14 protein-coding genes are annotated in these 17,882 nt (G+C 32.4%); 7 read left to right on the forward strand and 7 right to left on the reverse strand.

Annotated elements, in window-relative coordinates; translation table 4 throughout:
• The first annotated feature begins 202 nt into the window (after positions 1-202).
• On the forward strand, positions 203-1,750 hold the full coding sequence (locus T329_RS0100270; protein WP_029608447.1) for an LppA-related lipoprotein: 1,548 nt from the start codon (positions 203-205) through the stop codon (positions 1,748-1,750).
• Between the two features lie 83 nt (positions 1,751-1,833).
• Here T329_RS0100270 and fusA read toward each other — a convergent pair whose 3' ends face one another.
• From fusA to rpsL, 3 genes are read right to left on the reverse strand one after another with little or no spacing between them, the layout of a single operon-like run.
• On the reverse strand, positions 1,834-3,924 hold the full coding sequence (fusA, locus tag T329_RS0100275; RefSeq protein ID WP_029608448.1) for an elongation factor G: 2,091 nt from the start codon (positions 3,922-3,924) through the stop codon (positions 1,834-1,836).
• Positions 3,925-3,936: 12 nt separating this feature from the next.
• Positions 3,937-4,407 (reverse strand): 30S ribosomal protein S7, encoded by a 471-nt coding sequence (gene rpsG / locus T329_RS0100280; protein ID WP_029608449.1) that lies wholly within the window; start codon positions 4,405-4,407, stop codon positions 3,937-3,939.
• A gap of 22 nt (positions 4,408-4,429) precedes the next feature.
• The gene (gene rpsL / locus T329_RS0100285; RefSeq protein ID WP_029608450.1) at positions 4,430-4,849 is read right to left on the reverse strand and encodes a 30S ribosomal protein S12; all 420 of its coding nucleotides are present in this window, start codon (positions 4,847-4,849) and stop codon (positions 4,430-4,432) included.
• Between the two features lie 287 nt (positions 4,850-5,136).
• On the opposite strand from rpsL, the gene T329_RS0100290 reads away from it, so the two are divergent.
• The 5 genes from T329_RS0100290 (at position 5,137) to T329_RS0100310 (ending at position 14,906) form a co-directional block, all read left to right on the forward strand.
• A complete protein-coding gene (locus T329_RS0100290; RefSeq protein WP_029608451.1) occupies positions 5,137-6,360 on the forward strand; it encodes a trigger factor-related chaperone in 1,224 nt (407 codons plus the stop codon).
• 228 nt (positions 6,361-6,588) lie between these two features.
• Positions 6,589-8,709 carry a leucine-rich repeat domain-containing protein gene (locus T329_RS0100295; RefSeq protein ID WP_051630097.1) on the forward strand — a complete coding sequence of 707 codons (2,121 nt, stop codon included), beginning with the start codon at positions 6,589-6,591 and terminating at the stop codon, positions 8,707-8,709.
• 2 nt (positions 8,710-8,711) lie between these two features.
• Positions 8,712-11,180: a leucine-rich repeat domain-containing protein gene (locus T329_RS0100300; protein ID WP_029608453.1), complete on the forward strand. Its 2,469-nt coding sequence runs from the start codon at positions 8,712-8,714 to the stop codon at positions 11,178-11,180.
• Positions 11,138-13,216 carry a S41 family peptidase gene (locus tag T329_RS0100305; RefSeq protein ID WP_029608454.1) on the forward strand — a complete coding sequence of 693 codons (2,079 nt, stop codon included), beginning with the start codon at positions 11,138-11,140 and terminating at the stop codon, positions 13,214-13,216. Before T329_RS0100300 ends, T329_RS0100305 begins: the two co-directional genes overlap by 43 nt.
• Before the next feature lie 79 nt (positions 13,217-13,295).
• Complete coding sequence (locus T329_RS0100310) at positions 13,296-14,906, forward strand: ABC-F family ATP-binding cassette domain-containing protein (RefSeq protein WP_029608455.1); 1,611 nt, start codon at positions 13,296-13,298, stop codon at positions 14,904-14,906.
• 48 nt (positions 14,907-14,954) lie between these two features.
• Here T329_RS0100310 and T329_RS03850 read toward each other — a convergent pair whose 3' ends face one another.
• The 4 genes from T329_RS03850 to rplJ all read right to left on the reverse strand — a co-directional run bounded on the left by T329_RS03850 (position 14,955) and on the right by rplJ (position 16,718).
• Entirely contained in the window at positions 14,955-15,098 is a 144-nt protein-coding gene (locus T329_RS03850; protein ID WP_156933751.1) for a hypothetical protein, read from the reverse strand.
• A 98-nt stretch (positions 15,099-15,196) separates the two neighbouring features.
• Positions 15,197-15,430 (reverse strand): hypothetical protein, encoded by a 234-nt coding sequence (locus tag T329_RS03855; protein WP_156933753.1) that lies wholly within the window; start codon positions 15,428-15,430, stop codon positions 15,197-15,199.
• A 374-nt stretch (positions 15,431-15,804) separates the two neighbouring features.
• Positions 15,805-16,176, reverse strand: a complete 372-nt coding sequence (gene rplL, locus T329_RS0100320; protein WP_029608457.1) for a 50S ribosomal protein L7/L12 — start codon at positions 16,174-16,176, stop codon at positions 15,805-15,807.
• A gap of 38 nt (positions 16,177-16,214) precedes the next feature.
• The gene (rplJ, locus tag T329_RS0100325) at positions 16,215-16,718 is read right to left on the reverse strand and encodes a 50S ribosomal protein L10 (RefSeq protein ID WP_029608458.1); all 504 of its coding nucleotides are present in this window, start codon (positions 16,716-16,718) and stop codon (positions 16,215-16,217) included.
• Positions 16,719-16,947: 229 nt separating this feature from the next.
• On the opposite strand from rplJ, the gene T329_RS0100330 reads away from it, so the two are divergent.
• Entirely contained in the window at positions 16,948-17,871 is a 924-nt protein-coding gene (locus tag T329_RS0100330; RefSeq protein ID WP_029608459.1) for a DHH family phosphoesterase, read from the forward strand.
• The last annotated feature ends 11 nt before the right edge of the window (positions 17,872-17,882 follow it).

Consider the following 17,882-nt stretch of genomic DNA (forward strand, 5'->3'; position numbering starts at 1 on the left):
TTTTGTCTAAAAAATAAAAAAATATTTTTGTTTTTTTAATTTGATGCTAAAATTATATCCGTAACTCATTGTTACATAGAAAGTGTTATACCTTTTTAATATCTTAATTTATTTTTTATACGCCCTAACAACCTTTTAAATAAGGTTGTTTTTTTATGCATTTTTCAACAATTTTACTCAAAATGTATTAAAATAAGTGCCTATGAAATTAAAAAACAAATTATTTTTAGCCCTTTCATTGTCAAGTATTGGCTCGATAGTTATATCAGCAGGATGCGCTAACAATGAAGTTAAAGGCGAACAAGATTCTATAATTGATAATAACAAAGATAAAGATCAGAAAGGAACACAAGAAAAAAAGGATCCAAATCAAGGTGGATCGACTCAAACACCATCTAATCCAGGTGAAAATAATGGTTCAAAACAAGGCGACGACAATAAAAACGACAACCCAGGTGAATCAAAAAATCCAGGCGGTGACGAAGCTAACACCAAACCAGAAATAGTTGTTGATTTTTCTGATTTGGATCAGTTAAACAAAACAGTTTCTGTTTCATCACGTTATTCAGATTTTGATGCTGCTTCATTTTGATCAAGAAATTTAAATAATTTGAATAATTTACTGGGTGAATTACACATTTCTAGCGAAATATCAAATAAATATACTATTAGTTATGCACAAAAAGATGCAATTGTGATTAACCAAACAGAAGGCAAGATATCAAATATTGAACTTAAATTCCAAAAAGATGCAAAGCACAAAATATTAACTTTTGAAATTACAGGTTTAATGGCAAAAAACACCAATTCAAACAACAATAACAAGGAAAACCACTTATCGCAGCTTGAATTAACCAGTGAAGTTACTGATTTATATCCATCTTTAGTTGCTAACATGCTTTTATACGTGGAAAATACTCAATTATATAGTTCAAAAATCAATAATACTAAGCCTGCAAAATCGGATTATATTATTAATTTTGACTCTTTACTGAATAAAAATCCAGATTTAATGGGTTCAAAAACTGTAGGCTTTGGCCCTGGTACAAAAAATAAATTCTACTCAGTTAATCAAGAAACAGCTAAGTTGTATACAGATAAAATTATCGGCGCGACATTTGATGATCTTCAAGGCACATTAGGTCTAGAAGTTTTAATCGCTAATAGTGATGAAAATCACTCTTCAGAAGCACAAATTACTAAAAGGTTTACTTATTCAGGATTTAGAAAAATAGATTTAGCTAATCCTAAATCTAATTTAGTAGAATTTTTTGGCACTCCTCAAACTATGAGCGAAATTATTAATTCCGTTTCGAATGTTAAAAAATTAATCTTGGATAATAAAAATCAAAATGATGCAGAAGTGAATTTAACAGCAAGCATAGATGCAACTTCAATGCAAAAAATAAAATACGAAATTTATAAATCACTTGACTTTTCATTCACCGATAACAAAAACGCTTATCAATTGCGTTATTCAGGTGTTAAAATTGGTTCTTTAGCCGGCATGAGTCAATCATTTGCGCTATATCCGTTTTACACTAGAGTTGACAGAGATGAAATTTTTGACAATTTGGAACTTAAGATTAAGAATTCAAACTATGGCCGCATCGTTGCCTTTAGCTTCAATGTCAAATTGAAAGTTGGAGCAAGCAATTCCTACTCAAATTTAGTGGATCATCCATCGCTTGATAGTGAATTATTAATTCCAGTTGAAATTTACGCACCGTTATCAAATATTAGAAATTAATACTGCTTTGGCAGTATTTTTTCTATATTTTTTTTAAAAATTGACTATGTCAGGATAAAAAAATAAAGCCCAAAGGCTTCATTTTAGTCTTCATCATTATTTTGGATATTTCTTGTTTTAATAACTTGGTCAGCAATATTTTTTGGTGTTTTTTCGTAGTGATCAAATTGCATTTGGTAGTTTCCTCTACCAGCTGTCATACTACGCAAGTCAGTTGCATATCCAAACATTTCTTTCAATGGCACGTGAGCACGAATAACGTGTGCACCGTCGTTACGTGTTTCGTTATTTACGATTTGTCCTCTACGACGAGTTAAATCTCCCATAACATCACCAAAGTAATCTTCAGGAATAACACAAGCAACGTCCATAATTGGTTCTAATAGAACTGTTCCTAATAAATCTTTAGCTTTAGTTAAAGCTTTAGAAGCAGCGATTTTGTAAGCCATTTCTGATGAGTCGACATCGTGGTATGATCCATCGAATAGAGTAGCTTTAACATCAATCATTGGGTAACCAGCTAAAATACCGCTAGCCATTTTGTCTTCAAGACCTTTTTGGATTGATTTAATGTATTCTTTAGGAATTTTACCACCAACGATTTTGTCAACGAATTCAAAACCTTGGTCTTTGTTTGGTTCAAATTTAATTCAAACGTGACCGTATTGACCTTTACCACCTGATTGTTTAATGTGTTTACCTTCAACTTCGGCTTCTTTAGTAATGGTTTCACGGTATGAAACTTGTGGAGCACCAACTTTTGCTTTAACACCATGTTCACGTTTTAGACGGTCCACGATAATATCTAGGTGTAACTCACCCATACCAGCAATAATTGTTTGTCCTGTTTCTTCGTCTGTGTAAGTTCTAAATGTAGGGTCTTCAGCAGCTAGTTTTTGTAAACCTAAAGCTAGTTTTTCCATAGCATCTTTTGATTCAGGTTCTAGAGCTTGAGAAATAACTGGTTCTGGGAAAACCATTCTTTCTAGTACAACTTTTTCTGCTTTTTCAGCAACAAGTGTGTCACCTGTAGTTGTAGCTTTTAGACCTACAAGGGCATTAATGTCCCCTGCGTAACATTCATCAATTTCTTCACGTGAGTTAGCGTGCATTTTAATAATACGTCCAATACGTTCTTTAACATCTTTAGTTGTGTTGTATACGTATGAACCTTTTTTCAATACACCAGCATATGTACGGAAGAATGTTAATGAACCAACAAATGGGTCAGTCATAACTTTGAAGGCTAGAGCCACAAAGTCATGGTCATCAGTAGCTGGCACTGAAACTTCTTGGTCCCCTAGATAACCTTTAATAGCAGGCACATCTAGTGGAGAAGGTAGATAATCTACCGCAGCTTGAATCATTTTTTTAACACCTTTGTTTTTGAAACTTGTTCCACATACACATGGGAAGAAAGTAGATGTTAAAGTTGCTTTACGAATCATTGCTTTAAGTTCTTCTTCTGTTGGTTCTACACCTTCTAGAAGTTTCATCATAAATTCGTCATCGTAGGTTGAAAGTGAGTCAATTAGCATTGCTCTTCTTTCTTTAGCAACGTCTAGATATTCGGCTGGAATTTCAGTAATTTCTGGGTTTTCTTCAGGTTTACCATCGTAAATGTATGCTTTCATTTCCACAAGGTCAATAATACCTGTAAATGTTGATTCAGCACCAATAGGTACTTGAATTGCAACTGCATTACCATTTAGTCTTGATTTAACTGAGTCAACAGACATGAAAAAGTCTGCACCCATTTTATCCATTTTGTTTACATAAACAATTCTAGGAACTTTATAGTTTGTTGCTTGTCTTCAAACAGTTTCTGTTTGAGGTTCAACACCACTTTGGGCGTCTAATACTGTAACAGCACCGTCAAGTACACGTAATGAACTTTCAACCTCAACGGTAAAGTCAACGTGTCCTGGGGTGTCAATAATGTTAATTCTTGTACCTTTTCAAAACGCTGTTGTAGCAGCTGAAGTAATAGTAATACCACGTTCTTGTTCTTGGGCCATTCAGTCCATTTGTGAAGCACCATCGTGTGTTTCACCTAATTTGTGGATTTTACCTGTGTGTAGAAGAATTCTTTCGGTTGTTGTTGTTTTTCCTGCATCAATGTGGGCCATAATACCGATATTACGGTAATTCTTTAATTCGTATTCTCTTGCCATAATTTATTCCAATTATCATCTAAAGTGAGCAAAAGCACGGTTAGCTTCGGCCATTTTGTGTGTGTCTTCACGTTTTTTGATTGAGCCACCTGTTTTGTTTGATGCATCAATGATTTCGTTAGCTAAACGAACATCCATTGTTTTTTCGTTTCTTAGACGTGAGTATTGAACTAATCATCTTAGTGATAAAGTTTGTTTTCTACGTGCAGAAACTTCTGTTGGAACTTGGTAGTTTGTACCACCAATTCTTCTTGTTCTGATTTCTAGTTGAGGAGTGATGTTTTCGATCGCTGTTTGGAATACTTCTAGCGGATCTTTGTTTGTTTTTTCTTTAATAATGTTAAAGGCTGAATATAGAATGTCTTGTGCTACAGATTTTTTACCATCTAGCATAATTGAGTTAATCAATTTAGTAACTAGAACAGAATTAAAGATTGGGTCAGCTAGCACTTCTCTAACTGGAGCTTTGTGTTTTCTTGACATATTTTCTCTCTTTCCTTATTTATTAGTTACTTGCTTTTTCTTTTTTGGTTCCGTATAGACTTCTACCTTGTTTACGGTTATTAACTCCCGCTAAGTCTTGTGTACCTCTAACGATGTGGTATCTAACACCAGGTAGGTCTTTAACTCTACCACCTCTAATTAGAACAACTGAGTGTTCTTGTAGGTTATGTCCTTCACCACCGATGTAGGCAGTAACTTCCATACCATTTGATAATTTAACACGAGCATATTTACGCATAGCTGAGTTAGGTTTTTTAGGAGTCATTGTTGCAACACGTGTACATACACCACGTTTGAACGGAGCTGACTCTTTACGAGAAGCTTTAGTAAGAGTGTTGTAGCTTAAGTTCAATGCAGGAGCATTTTGTTTACGAACTTTTTGCACTCTACCGCTGCTAACTAACTGGTTTGTTGTTGGCATTTAAGTTTCCTTTCTGAAAATAAAATAAATAAATTAAAAAATATTGCTATATAAAATAACGAAACTATTATACAACAACTGAGCCGTGTGTATCATAATTTTACAAAATATTTATTTTGCCAAATTTGCCTATAAAATCGGTGTTTTGGCAAAATAAAAATATTAAACTACCAAAATAATATTGCACTTTTACAGATTTTTTTAATACCGCAACAATTAAAATACATTTCAAAAGTTAAACAAATAACATTACAATATAATTAATTAATAATTAACAAGGGGGTGTAATGATTAAATACACTACAAGCACTAAAGAAATTAATGTTAATGGTGCAGATTTTAAAAAGATTAAAAATGAAATTCTTATGCAAGCTATTAAAACTAAAGCTAAACTTTCACCTGATCAATTGGGTCAAGAAGCAGGCAGAAAAATCTTAGAAGAAGAAATTGACAAATTTGCCGCTCAATTACACAAAGACAACGGTAAAATATTGCCTTTTGGTCGACCATTAGTAGATGTAATTGATGATAAAAACGAGTTTAAAGCAGTAATAAAATTGCAATTTTACAAAAGTGAAGAAATTGAAAAATTAAACATTGATGAAATCAATTTTGAATTTGATCCTAATATCGTTACGCAAGCTCAATTAGATGAAATTTTTAGTCAATTCATTAAAAATAGACCAACTTTTGAAGAAGTAACAGGCCGTGACATTATTGAAAAAGATGTTGTCAATTTAAGCATGAAAGCTACAAAAGATGGTCAAGTAGTTGATGAAAAAGAAAATGTTGACCTTCAAGCACTAAATTCTGAGTCTTTTTCAATAAATTCGCAGTTAATTGGCAAAAAAATTGGTGAAACCTTTACCTTAAATGATCCTGCTAATCAATTTTGAACTATCACTATTCACTCTGCTAAAGCTTTAAAAAATGTGGATTTACAACAAAGTGAATCTCAAGATGATAAAAAACTTTTAAATGAATTGCAAGAACAAAAATCTTCGTTTGAAAGCAACATCAAAAAAGAGCTAGCGGGCAAAACATTAGTGAGTTATTTCAATCTTTTTATTGATAAAGTTATTGAAAAAGATGAAATTGAATACAGCCCAGAAATTCTTGCTGATTTCGTTCGTATCAATGCTGAAAATGAAATTTATCCAGGCGGACTGCTAGAAGGTGTTGAAACAATGAGTCAAATTGATATTAGCAACCCTAAACATAAACAATTTATTTGACTGGCCCACAACGAAGCTAAAAGATCAATTGTGGGTAGCATGATTTTATCTTTATTTGGCTTACGTAATGAAATTGATGCTGATCCAAAACTATTTGAAATTGAAAGCAAATACGCTTGAGAAGTATTGCCACTTGTTTATCCAAATGCACCTAAAGCTAGTGTTGAACAAATTCATGATGTGTTGTTTAAACAACTTTGTGTATTAAAATTACTTGAAAAAAGATTGCCTGAGGAAGCAAAAACACTTAAAGAGCACCTAAAATACAATATTTAGGTGTTTTTTTGTTGCAAAAATATAAGTTATTGTTATCTTAAATAGTATTTAGTTTATAATATTAACGACAAGGGTGCTGGAAACGGCTGAGATTATACCGACGAGCAGATCATGGTAATTCATGCGTGGCTCAATAAAGACTTAAAAATATCCCCTTGTCACATAGAGGATATTTTTGTTTAATTTTTTAAATTAAATATATCAGTTCCTCTTTTGTAAAGGAACAATATGAAGATTAAAAAACACATATTCAACTCATTACTTTCTTCATCATTGCTATCTATTCCAATGTTAGCTATTGCTTGTGAATATACAGATAATGGCAATAAAACTAAAAAAACAAACACTCAAGTGGATCCTTATTTTGACGCTAGAGAAAATCTGCCACACGTTTTAACAGTAAAAAAAGCTAAGGCTTTATTTGATCAAAAAGCTAAAAGTGTTGTGATTCCAGATGAATTTACTGAAATTAGCAATAATGTTTTCAAAAATATGTACGATTTGGAAACTGTAGTTTTACACGATAAGATTACTGCTATTGGTCAAAATGCCTTCGATAATACCAATATTAGTACTTTGAAATTACCAAGCAAACTTACAACTTTAGGTGGTTTTGCCAACACTAAAATCAAAAGTATTCAGCTACCTAATACGTTAAAAAATATCTTGCCTAATACCTTGGATAATACCAAAATTGCACAACTTGATTTACCTAATGGTTTAGTTGAGTTAGGCGGTTTTAAAGACTCATCAATTTCATCACTTTCCCTTCCCGAATCATTGCTTGTAATTCACCCAGGTTCATTTGATAAAACTACAATTTCATCTTTACAAATCAATGAAAACTTATTGAAAATTGGCGGTTTTAGTAATACCGCACTAACTTCAATTAGCTTTAATCAAAAGCTTAAAGAAATTAGTCCAAATTCATTCTCACACTTACAAATAAATAAGCTTACATTACCTAAATCACTGCGTAAATTGGGTGGTTTTGCACACACAAAAATAGATACTGTTAGCGTTCCTGAAGGAGTTGTGGAAATTACTGCAGATGCATTTAATTCAGCTGATGCTTTACGATCATTAACATTGCCTTCAACACTGAAAAAATTAGGTGGCTTTGCCAACACTAATCTAGTGGCTGTAAATTTACCAGCTGGTCTAGAAGAAATAAGTAAAGGTGCTTTTGATACAACTTTAATTAGCGATATAACCTTGCCTCAAGGATTAATTCGTTTGGGTGGATTCGCTAATACTGCAATTAGAAACATTGAAATTCCTCAAAGCGTTCAATTTATTGAGCCTTCAACATTGGATTATCGCACCGAAATGACAGGAAGTTATCGCACACTAAACTTACCTAAAAATTTAAAAACTTTTGGTGGATTTAAAAACTGAAAAATTAAGGAAATTAGCTTACCTTCAACTCTTGAACATATCTATGGATCAACATTGGATTTTACAGATATTTCAGAGCTTTCCCTGCCTTCTAACTTAATTTCTTTTGGTGGTTTTTCAGATACCAATATCAAGTCAATAAATTTACCAAAAACACTGAAATATCTATATCAAGGAACACTAGACAATACAGCTATTAAAACTTTAGACTTGCCTAGAGGACTTGAAAGATTGGGCGGTTTTGCTGGAACACAAATAACTTCATTAAAAACACCAGCAAATCTTGAATCAATAGCACCTGGTTCATTTAGCAATACACAAATTGACTCGTTAATTCTAAATGAAGGACTAACCAGTATTGGCGGGTTTACTCGTACTCCAAAACTAACAGAAGTTATCTTACCTGATAGCATAAAAGTAATTGAGCCTTTTAGTTTTGAAGATTCAGCACTAACAGCAATTCAATTACCAAGCCAATTAGAAGTTTTAGGCGGTTTTGGTGGTAAAGACACCAAAATTAAAAAATTAATCATCCCTAAAACACTTAAATACATCAGTAGTGATGCCTTTAGAAGCAATCAATGAATTCGTAAAATTGAATTTCCAGAAGGTTTAATTGAGCTTAATGGTTTTGCCTTTAGTCGTGTAGCTCAAATTAATATTCCAAGCACAGTTAAACGTGTAGCAGGTTTTAATGTTTCATACGTAAACGAGTTAAATTTACCTGAAGGATTGCAATATTTTGAAGGTTTTCACGAAAGTAATGTCGATACATTGATTTTACCTAGCACTGTAATTTATGCTGAAATAAGTAAGCCACACTGAGCAACATTAGAACGAGTAATTGTTAAAAGTAAACATTTAATGAATAATATTGAATGAGTTAATGAGATGCGTGAGCAACATGTTAATTTAATCGATCAAAGTAATCAAACACAGGAGAATAATTAAAAATGAAAAAGAAATTAATTTTGTTAGGAACAGTGCCGAGTGCATTTTTACCCATTGCAGCCGTGGCTTGTACAACTAATGAAGATAAAAAAACACCAGGCGATGGCGAAGTAAAGCCTGGTAACCCAGATCAAGAAAAAACCCCATTACAATTAGCTAAAGAAAAATTGCACGAAGAAATTCAAATCGCAACTGAAAAACACAAAAAATACAGTGGCGACTATGACTTAAAAGCCTTTTATGAATCAGCCGAAGCTATTAATGAAGCTACAGCCGTATATCACAATGCAACTGTTGTTGATCAAGTTGAAGCAGGTATTACAAAACTAAAAGAAGCTATTAAAAAAACAGACGTATACTTTAGTTTAGGCAGAGAACAAAAACAAGAATTAGTTAAACAAACATTGCGTGAAGAAATTGCTAAAGCAAACGAGGTTAAAGCAACTTTAACTAAAGATGATGCTATCGAAGTAATTGAAACTAGCGTAGCTAGTGCAAATTCAATTCAAGAAGGAGCGGACCGTTACTACCGTAAACTAGGAGAAGCAACTAGAAACATTCACGATGCAGTTGAATTGGCTAAAGAGCTTGAACAAAAAACAAATTTAGAGTTATTTGAAAGATACATTAATACTGGTTCTGCAGTGTTAAACGAGTTTGAAAGACAATATGGTAACGATGCAATTTACCAAGATATTCAAGCTGATATTAGATCTGAATTCCAAAAAGCAGCTGAGTTATTAAACACACTTAAAGAGCAAGCACAAGTTCAACAAGGTCAAACGCCCGACGAAGCAAAACAAAGACAAATTGCAGAGGCTAACGCACAAGCGCAAACTAAAAAAGTTGAATTAAGAGCAACAATTAAGCGTTTAATTGATGGAGCCAAAAATGAAGCTATTACCCCTGAAATTGCACGCCAATTATTCAAAATTACTGATACAACAGTTGAAATTCCAGCAGCCGTTAAATTTATTCACGCTAACTCATTCAATGATTTTAGCGAATTAACAACGCTAACTTTAAATTCTCACTTAGTAAGCATTGACCAAGGTGCATTTAGTGACACAAAAATCACAGCCGTAACATTGCCAGCAAGCTTAACAAAACTAAGTGGTTTCGATAGAACTCAAGTTAGCTCACTAGTAATTCCAGCAAATGTTAAAACAGTCGATCACGCATTCAACAACGTTACTACACTTACAACTTTAACCTTACACGAAGGTCTAACATCAATTAGTGGTTTTGACAACACCAAGATTACTTCTTTAACTTTACCAGCAAGTTTAACCTCTTTAATTGGTTTTAGATACACACCAATTACTACTTTATCATTGCCAGCGGGTTTAACTACATTCAACACTAACTTGCCAAACTTAACTGAACTAACTATTCCAGCTGAATTTAATATTGATTCAGTAACATCAAACCAATCTTCAACTACTGGAGTTGTAATTTCTAAAGCAGTCTTTCCTAAATTAACTTCAATTTATGTAGCTACACAAGAACAAAAAACTAAATTAGAAGAAAAATTAGGTGGGGAAATTAGAATTGAAAATGAAAGTGAAATCCAGGAAAGTGTGACAACAGGTGAAGCCGCAGTAGCACAAAGACAAAAAGACTTAGAGGTTTATGTAGGATATCTTCAAGATATTGCTCATAAAAATGTGCTTGAAGCATGAGACACACTAACTGAAGATGTAAAAGCTAAATTAATTGAACATGTTGGCACATCAGCAACAGAATCCGATGAAATTAAACAAGCAATCTCAGATGAAATTGAATACTCAATGTCTTGAGCTTCATGAAAAAAACTTAATGTATTGGATACTTTAATTGAGAAAGCAAAAGAGTTGATTGGTCATGTCGGTTATAATTTTGAAAACGTTGCCCAAGATACAAAACTAACCCAAGAAACAAGAGATAATTTTGCTGCTAAAAACACAGAATACACTTCAAGAATTGATGAATTTAAAGAACTGCTAAAATCAATTGATGACAAGAAAAAACAATTAAAACAATATGAGGCAGCAGTCGCTTCGGCTGAATACTACTTAGAATACTTGAAATTCCTTTCAGAAAAACGTGTTAAAGACCGTTATTCAAGCCTAACAAGCGAGCAAAAATCAGCAGTTAAAGAAATTGTTAAACCAACAGCTGAAACTGAATTGGAAACTTGACCAAACGCCACCGATGAACAAGTAACAGCAAGAATTGAAGCTTTCTACTTCGCTAACCAATATAACGCTGCTCACAAATTATCTGAAACAGATGCGAAAATTAAAAAACTTACAGCTTTAGTAACAGCAGCTGGCTACACCCTTACGCAAGAAAATATTGCACAAGACTCTGAATTAGAAGATAGAGATCAAATCAAAACAGATTTCGACATGGAAAAAGATAAATATGAAGCAGCTAAAGGAAATGAATGAAAAACAATAATCAAAGTAAAACAAACAAGTCAAGCCTAAAAAAATTTATATTATCTTCGAGCCTAGCAACATCATTTGTTGCTGGCTCTTTCATAGCTGTAAGTTGTAGCAATTTACCTAAAACCACTGAAAAAACACACGTTGAACTGCTTAAATTCAAAGATTTTGATTTTGAAAATAAATCTGCTGAATACAAAATTGAAGGTGTTAAATTGCAAACCTTTAAAGACAAAAAAACAGATGATTTATATGTAAATATCAATGAATTCTTATCAAAATTACACGGTATTTTTGACACTAGTGATTTAAAATACACTAGGTTTGAAGATGGTAAATACTACTATAACCTTGGTGAAAATGTAATGATATTTGACGATAAAGACAATAAAGTCTTTATGTCTTCTACAGATGCGTTCCAGATGGTTAAAAAATCTTCAACTACTGATTATTTAAGACATTTAAATTACACAGATTTTGAATTAAAACGTTTAAGCAAAGACAAATATGCTGAGTTAAACCTTGGTGCCTACGGCATGTCAATTAAAGCAATTGATGACAACATTTTTATGCCTTTTTCAATTTTTAACTTGTTATTTTTAAGCCAAAATTATTACAATATTTACTTCAACAATGATAAATTTATAGGAACTACAACCACAGTAAATAAAGACATTAGTGCTGAAGAATATAATGCAGTAATGACTAACTCAAGAAATAACACTTCACCAAGCGAAAAAGAAAGAGTAAATAACTATAACTTCATTCGGTTCATATTTGATCATTTCTACGGCTTAAATAAAGCTTTTTTAGCTAAACATAATGCTAGTGATTTTGAACAATATTTTGCTTCAAGAGTGGTCAATAGCCAAGATGAAAGTATCCCAGAAGCAGAGCGTACAAAAACGCTTAAAGAGCGCTTACTTTCAACAAATGTGAGTGAATTTACTCACGCTTATGAAGATTTTATTTACCGTGAGTTAGATGAATTGCACACCTCAATTCAATCAGCTTCATACTTTCACCCTAAAGACTTTAGAGCTCACCCATCTGCTTCGGCTTTAAGTTCTAAAGTAAATCAATATATCAATTCACTTAATACTTTAAGTCGAATTAGAAGCAGAATTTTGGGTGGCGATAGAGTTAATAACTTTGTCAACTTCTACAACGATATTGCCATAATTTACCTTGATAAATTCAGCATCGGTACAGATGAACAACTGAAACAAGAAGACGCATTTAAGCACGATACCTTTACTAAAATGGTTAAGGCTATGGAACAAATTGAAGAAAGATCTAAAACTGAGCCTGTTAAACGTATCATTTTAGACTTATCTTTAAATGGTGGTGGCTCAATTGCTGCCATGGAAAAAGTTGCAGCCTTTTTAACTAATAAAGAACAAAAATTATACTTTTACGAAACGGTTAATAAATTATTGGCTTTTAGCAAATATAGAGTAGACGTAAACCAAGATGGTATTTATGACGATAAAGACGGCTACCCTGAGTATGAATGAATTATTTTAACAGGTTTAAATACCTTTAGTGCAGCTAACTTATTAACCCATATTGCAAAAGAAACTAAAACTGCAAAAATAATTGGCAACAAATCTGGTGGAGGAATGTATTCAATCTTGCCATTTGTATTGCCTGATGGCACCAGCTTTGAATTTAGTTCAAATAATGCTTGAACCTCATGAACTCCTAGCCCAGTTAACACCGAGGCTGATTTACCTTACACACAAGATGGAATTGACGTTGAAATTCAAATCCCTTATCTAGCTTATTCAAATTACGAAGTTATTGACGCGTATTTAACAAATCCTCAATTAGGAGAACAAAAATACAATAAATGATTGCGTGATATTAAAGTTTCGGCATGAAATAGTGAAAAAGAAAGAATTAATAAATACTTGCCATTCATTAAAAATACTCGTAAAAAAGCAGAATACGAAAACACATTGGCGCAAAACGCTATCGATGATAGCGATGATTTAGATCAAATTCAAACAAAAATTGAAAATCTACAAGAATTATTCCGTTTTGTTGAATTTGAATACACTCGTGAAAATAGATAACAAGTCAGTAATCTGGCTTGTTTTTCAATAGAAAAACACTCTTTTTGGTATAATTGAAAAATATTTATGGAGGTACACAATGTTAGAAGTTCAAAATTTAAGTAAAGTGTTTCGTGATAAAAAATTGTTTGAAAATGTTAATTTAAAATTTACCGAGGGCAACACATATGGAATTATTGGGGCAAATGGAGCTGGTAAATCAACCTTTTTAAAAATGTTAGCTGGTGAAATTGAACCTACAAGTGGTCAAATCGTTATTGAAAAAAATAGACGTTTAAGTGTTTTAAGTCAAGATCACAACGCCTATGATGACTTAATTGTTACCGAAGTTGTTGTAATGGGCAACACCGATTTATATAAAATCAAAGCTGAAAAAGATGCAATTTATGCTAATCCAGATGCCACAATGGACGATTATACTCGTGCAGGTGAATTGGAAGAAAAATTTGGTGAATTAGGTGGTTGAACCGCTGAAAACGATGCCCAAGAATTATTGGCAGGTTTGCAAATCCCTAAAGACAAATGAGATTTACCAATGAATCAGTTGACTGCTAATCAAAAAATTAAGGTTTTATTAGCTAAAGCGTTATTTGGTAACCCAGACATTTTGATCATGGACGAGCCAACTAACCACTTGGATTTACGTTCAATCAAATGATTAGAAAACTTTTTAGCTGAATACGAAAACGTTGTGATTGTTGTTAGCCACGATAGCGACTTTTTAGACAACATTTGTACTCACATTGTTGATATCGACTTTAACGAAGCCAAAATTTACACAGGTAACTACACATTCTGAAAAGAAAGTAGTCAGTTAGCACTTGAACTTATGAAGCAGCAAAACGCTAAAAAAGAAGTACAGATTGAAAAACTTAAACAATTCATTGCCCGTTTTAGTGCCAACGCTTCTAAATCTCGTCAAGCTACCTCACGTAAAAAATCATTGGAAAAAATAACTTTAGACGAAATTAAGCCATCAAATCGTAAATATCCTTACATTAATTGAGACATTAACCGTGAGCCAGGTAAAGACATTTTAAGCGTGGAGAATTTAACATACGAAGAAAATGGTAAAACTTTATTCCAAAATGTATCATTTAGCTTATCAAAAAATGAAAAAATGGTTTTAATTGGTGAAGACGACATTGCCAAAACTAGATTTTTAGAATGTTTATTGGGTCTAAAACAACCTACAAGCGGTGAAGTTAAATGAGGTCAAACCATTAAACACACCTACTATCCAAATGAAAATAAGAAATATTTCACTGAAGATATGACTATTTTAGAGTGAATTTCTCAATGACCTCTTGAAAACACAACTGAAGAAACTAGAGATGTATCTGACCAAAGAATGCGTGGCTTTTTAGGTAGAATGCTATTCTCTAATGATTCTGTGTTTAAAAAAGTTAATGTTACTTCTGGTGGTGAAAAAGCTAGATTGATGTTTTCAAGAATGATGCTTTTAGAAGCCAACTTTTTAGTTCTAGACCAGCCACTTGACCACTTAGATGCAGAAAGTATTGACTCATTAATAGCCGGCTTGAAAGCATACAAAGGTGGAGCAATATTTACCACATATAACCGTGCTTTAGTAAATCAAGTTGCCAACGTTATTTTGGAAATAGCTCCAGATAAAAGCTTTATTTACCATGGAACATTGGATGAGTACGAAAAAATAATGAACTATTAATACTGCTTTGGCAGTATTTTTTGTACAAAAAAACAACATTGCTGTTGTTTAGTAAACCATTAATGAATTAATATATTCAACAAATTCATCAGAATTTAATGGATACACTATGCCCGGGAATTTAACCGTGCAGCCTGTTCTTTTTGTTATTCAAACTGGCGAGTCTGATCTAGATTTGTCAGTTTTTTCCACTCTAATATAGAGGGTAATTAAACATATAATTGTTTTGCATATTTTTGGAAAATTTTACTTAATTATTATTTTAACGATTTAAAAAAATCGGTATTTCGTTAGAGTGTTTCTATTTGCAGCTCCGATACTTGTTTATTAATATAATCAGCAAATTTTAAGGCGTTCTCTAGATGTAATCTGTATTTTTTACGTGGATTTAACGTATAAATATTTAGTTGTCTTCAGCCATATGAAACGGTTGCAATGCTAACATCTTCCAGTCTAATGGTGTATCTTTGAAAAGCATTCTGAAATACTATTTCATTATATTGATTAACGATTATATCTCCCATAGATATATGATGGATAAATCAGTGAAGCAGTCATAGCATCAAGATTATTTCTATAAAGATAAAAAATACAAAAAAAGGTAATAGTAATGCATATAGACTTTTTTGAGTAATGCTTCACCCTATCAACAAAATAATGTTTGCAATAACATTGCCAAGTAAAAATAAAAATAAGTTGAAAAAACTTCAAAATATACGAGATTTAAATACTTTTCCTACCATGTTGCCTCTCCTTAAGATTTATAGATATTTTAATTGTTTAAATTTGAGTTTTTATCGATTTGTAAAAAAAAAAAACTCCAAAAATATGGAATTGTTATTCATATTTTTGCAAATAAAAATCTCGCGTGTGCGAGATTGATTGATTAAGTTATAAATTATTTGAATTCAACTGTAGCACCAGCTTCAGTTAGTTTTGCTTTTAGTTCTTCAGCTTCGTTTAGTGAAACGTTTTCTTTAACTGTAGCAGGTAGAGCTGAAACTAGTTTGTTTGCGTCCATTAAAGCTAAACCTAATGTTTCTTTAACAACTTTAACGATAGCTAGTTTTTTACCGTTGTCAGCTGTAATTACAACATTAACAGAAGATTTTTCTTCAGCAGCTTCAGCAGCAGCAGGAGCAGCAGCAACTGCAACAGCTGATGGGTCGATACCGAATTCTTCTTTCATTGCTTCAACTAATTCCATAACTTCTTTAATTGACATTTCTTTTAAAGCAGAAATAAATGTGTCTTTTTCTAATTTAGCCATTTTATGTTTTCCTTTCGTTTATAAATAAATTGGATTAATTATTCACTTTCTTTTTCACTGTAAAGTTTTAAAGAAAGGGATAGTTGTTGTAAAGGTGCGATAAGTGAACGAGCAAGAATTCCAAGTGCTTCTTCGTAGTTTGGTAAAGTAGCAACTTCAGCAACTCCTTGAGCGTCAAGAACTTTTCCTTCAAAAATACCAGCTTTAAGTACTAATAATTTATTTGTTTTAGCAAATTTGCTTAATACTTTAGCTGCTGCTAATTCGTCTTCATTACTGAATGCGTAAATGTTTGGTCCCACTAAGTGGTCACCTAATGATTCAAATTCAGTTCCAACTAATGCATATTTGAAGATACGGTTTTTGTAAACAACTAATTCAACACCAGCTTTTTTAGCTTCTTCACGTAGTTCTGTTAATTCTTTAACTGTTAAACCACGGTATTCAGCAACAACTAGACCTTTAGAATCAGCAAGTTTTTGAGCAATAACTTTAGCTTGTTCTTTTTTAATTAATTTGAAATTTGATTCTTTAGCTTGCATAATAAGCATCCCCCTTTCGTAATTAAATTATTGCAATACGAAAATTGAATTTAGACAATGAGTATGGATATACACTCGGTAACAAATTAAGTTGAAACAGTTACTGTCTTGATGTATTGCTTTGCTATTATAACCCAAATGAATTAAATATGTATATAAATATTTACTAATATTTTCAATATAAGTGAAGATTTCAAAAATTCAATGAATGAATTTATAATAATATTATATGAAAAATCAATTTATTAAGTTTTGAAATTATATTCAAAACGCTCAATATATCACACTTTGCACTCATAAAAACCCAGATGGAGATACTATCGGCTCAAGTGTAGCTTTTCAAGAAATTATTAAGTTAAATTGCCCAAACGTAAAAGATGTCAAAATCTCAGGTGGCGATTGCCCACGTAACTTAGAGTTTTTATTAAAAAGCAAACTTGATTTAGTTGAACAAGATTTCTTTGATATGTCATTGAAAGTAGTAGTTGATACTTCAACTCAAAAACGTGTTTTTGATCAAAGGGTAGTTGCCAGTGAATCGTTAAAATTTGATCACCACCCCGAAGAGGAAGAATTTATGTTTGGAATTGGAGGAGATCATTGACCCGCTACTGGTCAGTTATTAACCCAAATGGTGATGGATTTAAATTTAAAGCTAAATCAACAATCGCTGCGGGCTCTGGCCGTTGCAATTATTACTGATACAGCCGCTTTTCAAGAGCGTAATATCTCAAACAAAACTTTTGAAGCTATGGCTTATTTAATGACCCAAGGCTTAGAATACAAAAAAGTATTACAACAATTAAAGTTGAATAAGGAAGAAAAACAACTGATTTTTGACACAATTAATTCGCTAAAAGTTGAGAAAAATGTTTCCTACATCATCTCTGAAAAAGTAATTAGCAACGATATTGTGCGCCCTCTTGTCAACCAGTTAATGTCGCTGATTAACACTGAAGTAGGTTTAGTGATACTTAAGCAAAAACAAGGCTTTTACCGTTGTTCAATACGCTCAATTGATACTTTTGATGTAAGTTTAATAGCTAATGAATTTGGCGGTGGTGGCCACAAAAATTCATCAGGATTTAATATTGATTCATTAGATAAATTAACTCAAATTATTGATTTAATTAACAAAAAAATTCAAGGCTAACTTGAATTTTT

This window comes from Mycoplasma simbae ATCC 49888, from assembly GCF_000702705.1.
GTDB classification, from domain to species: domain Bacteria; phylum Bacillota_I; class Bacilli_A; order Mycoplasmatales; family Metamycoplasmataceae; genus Mycoplasmopsis; species Mycoplasmopsis simbae.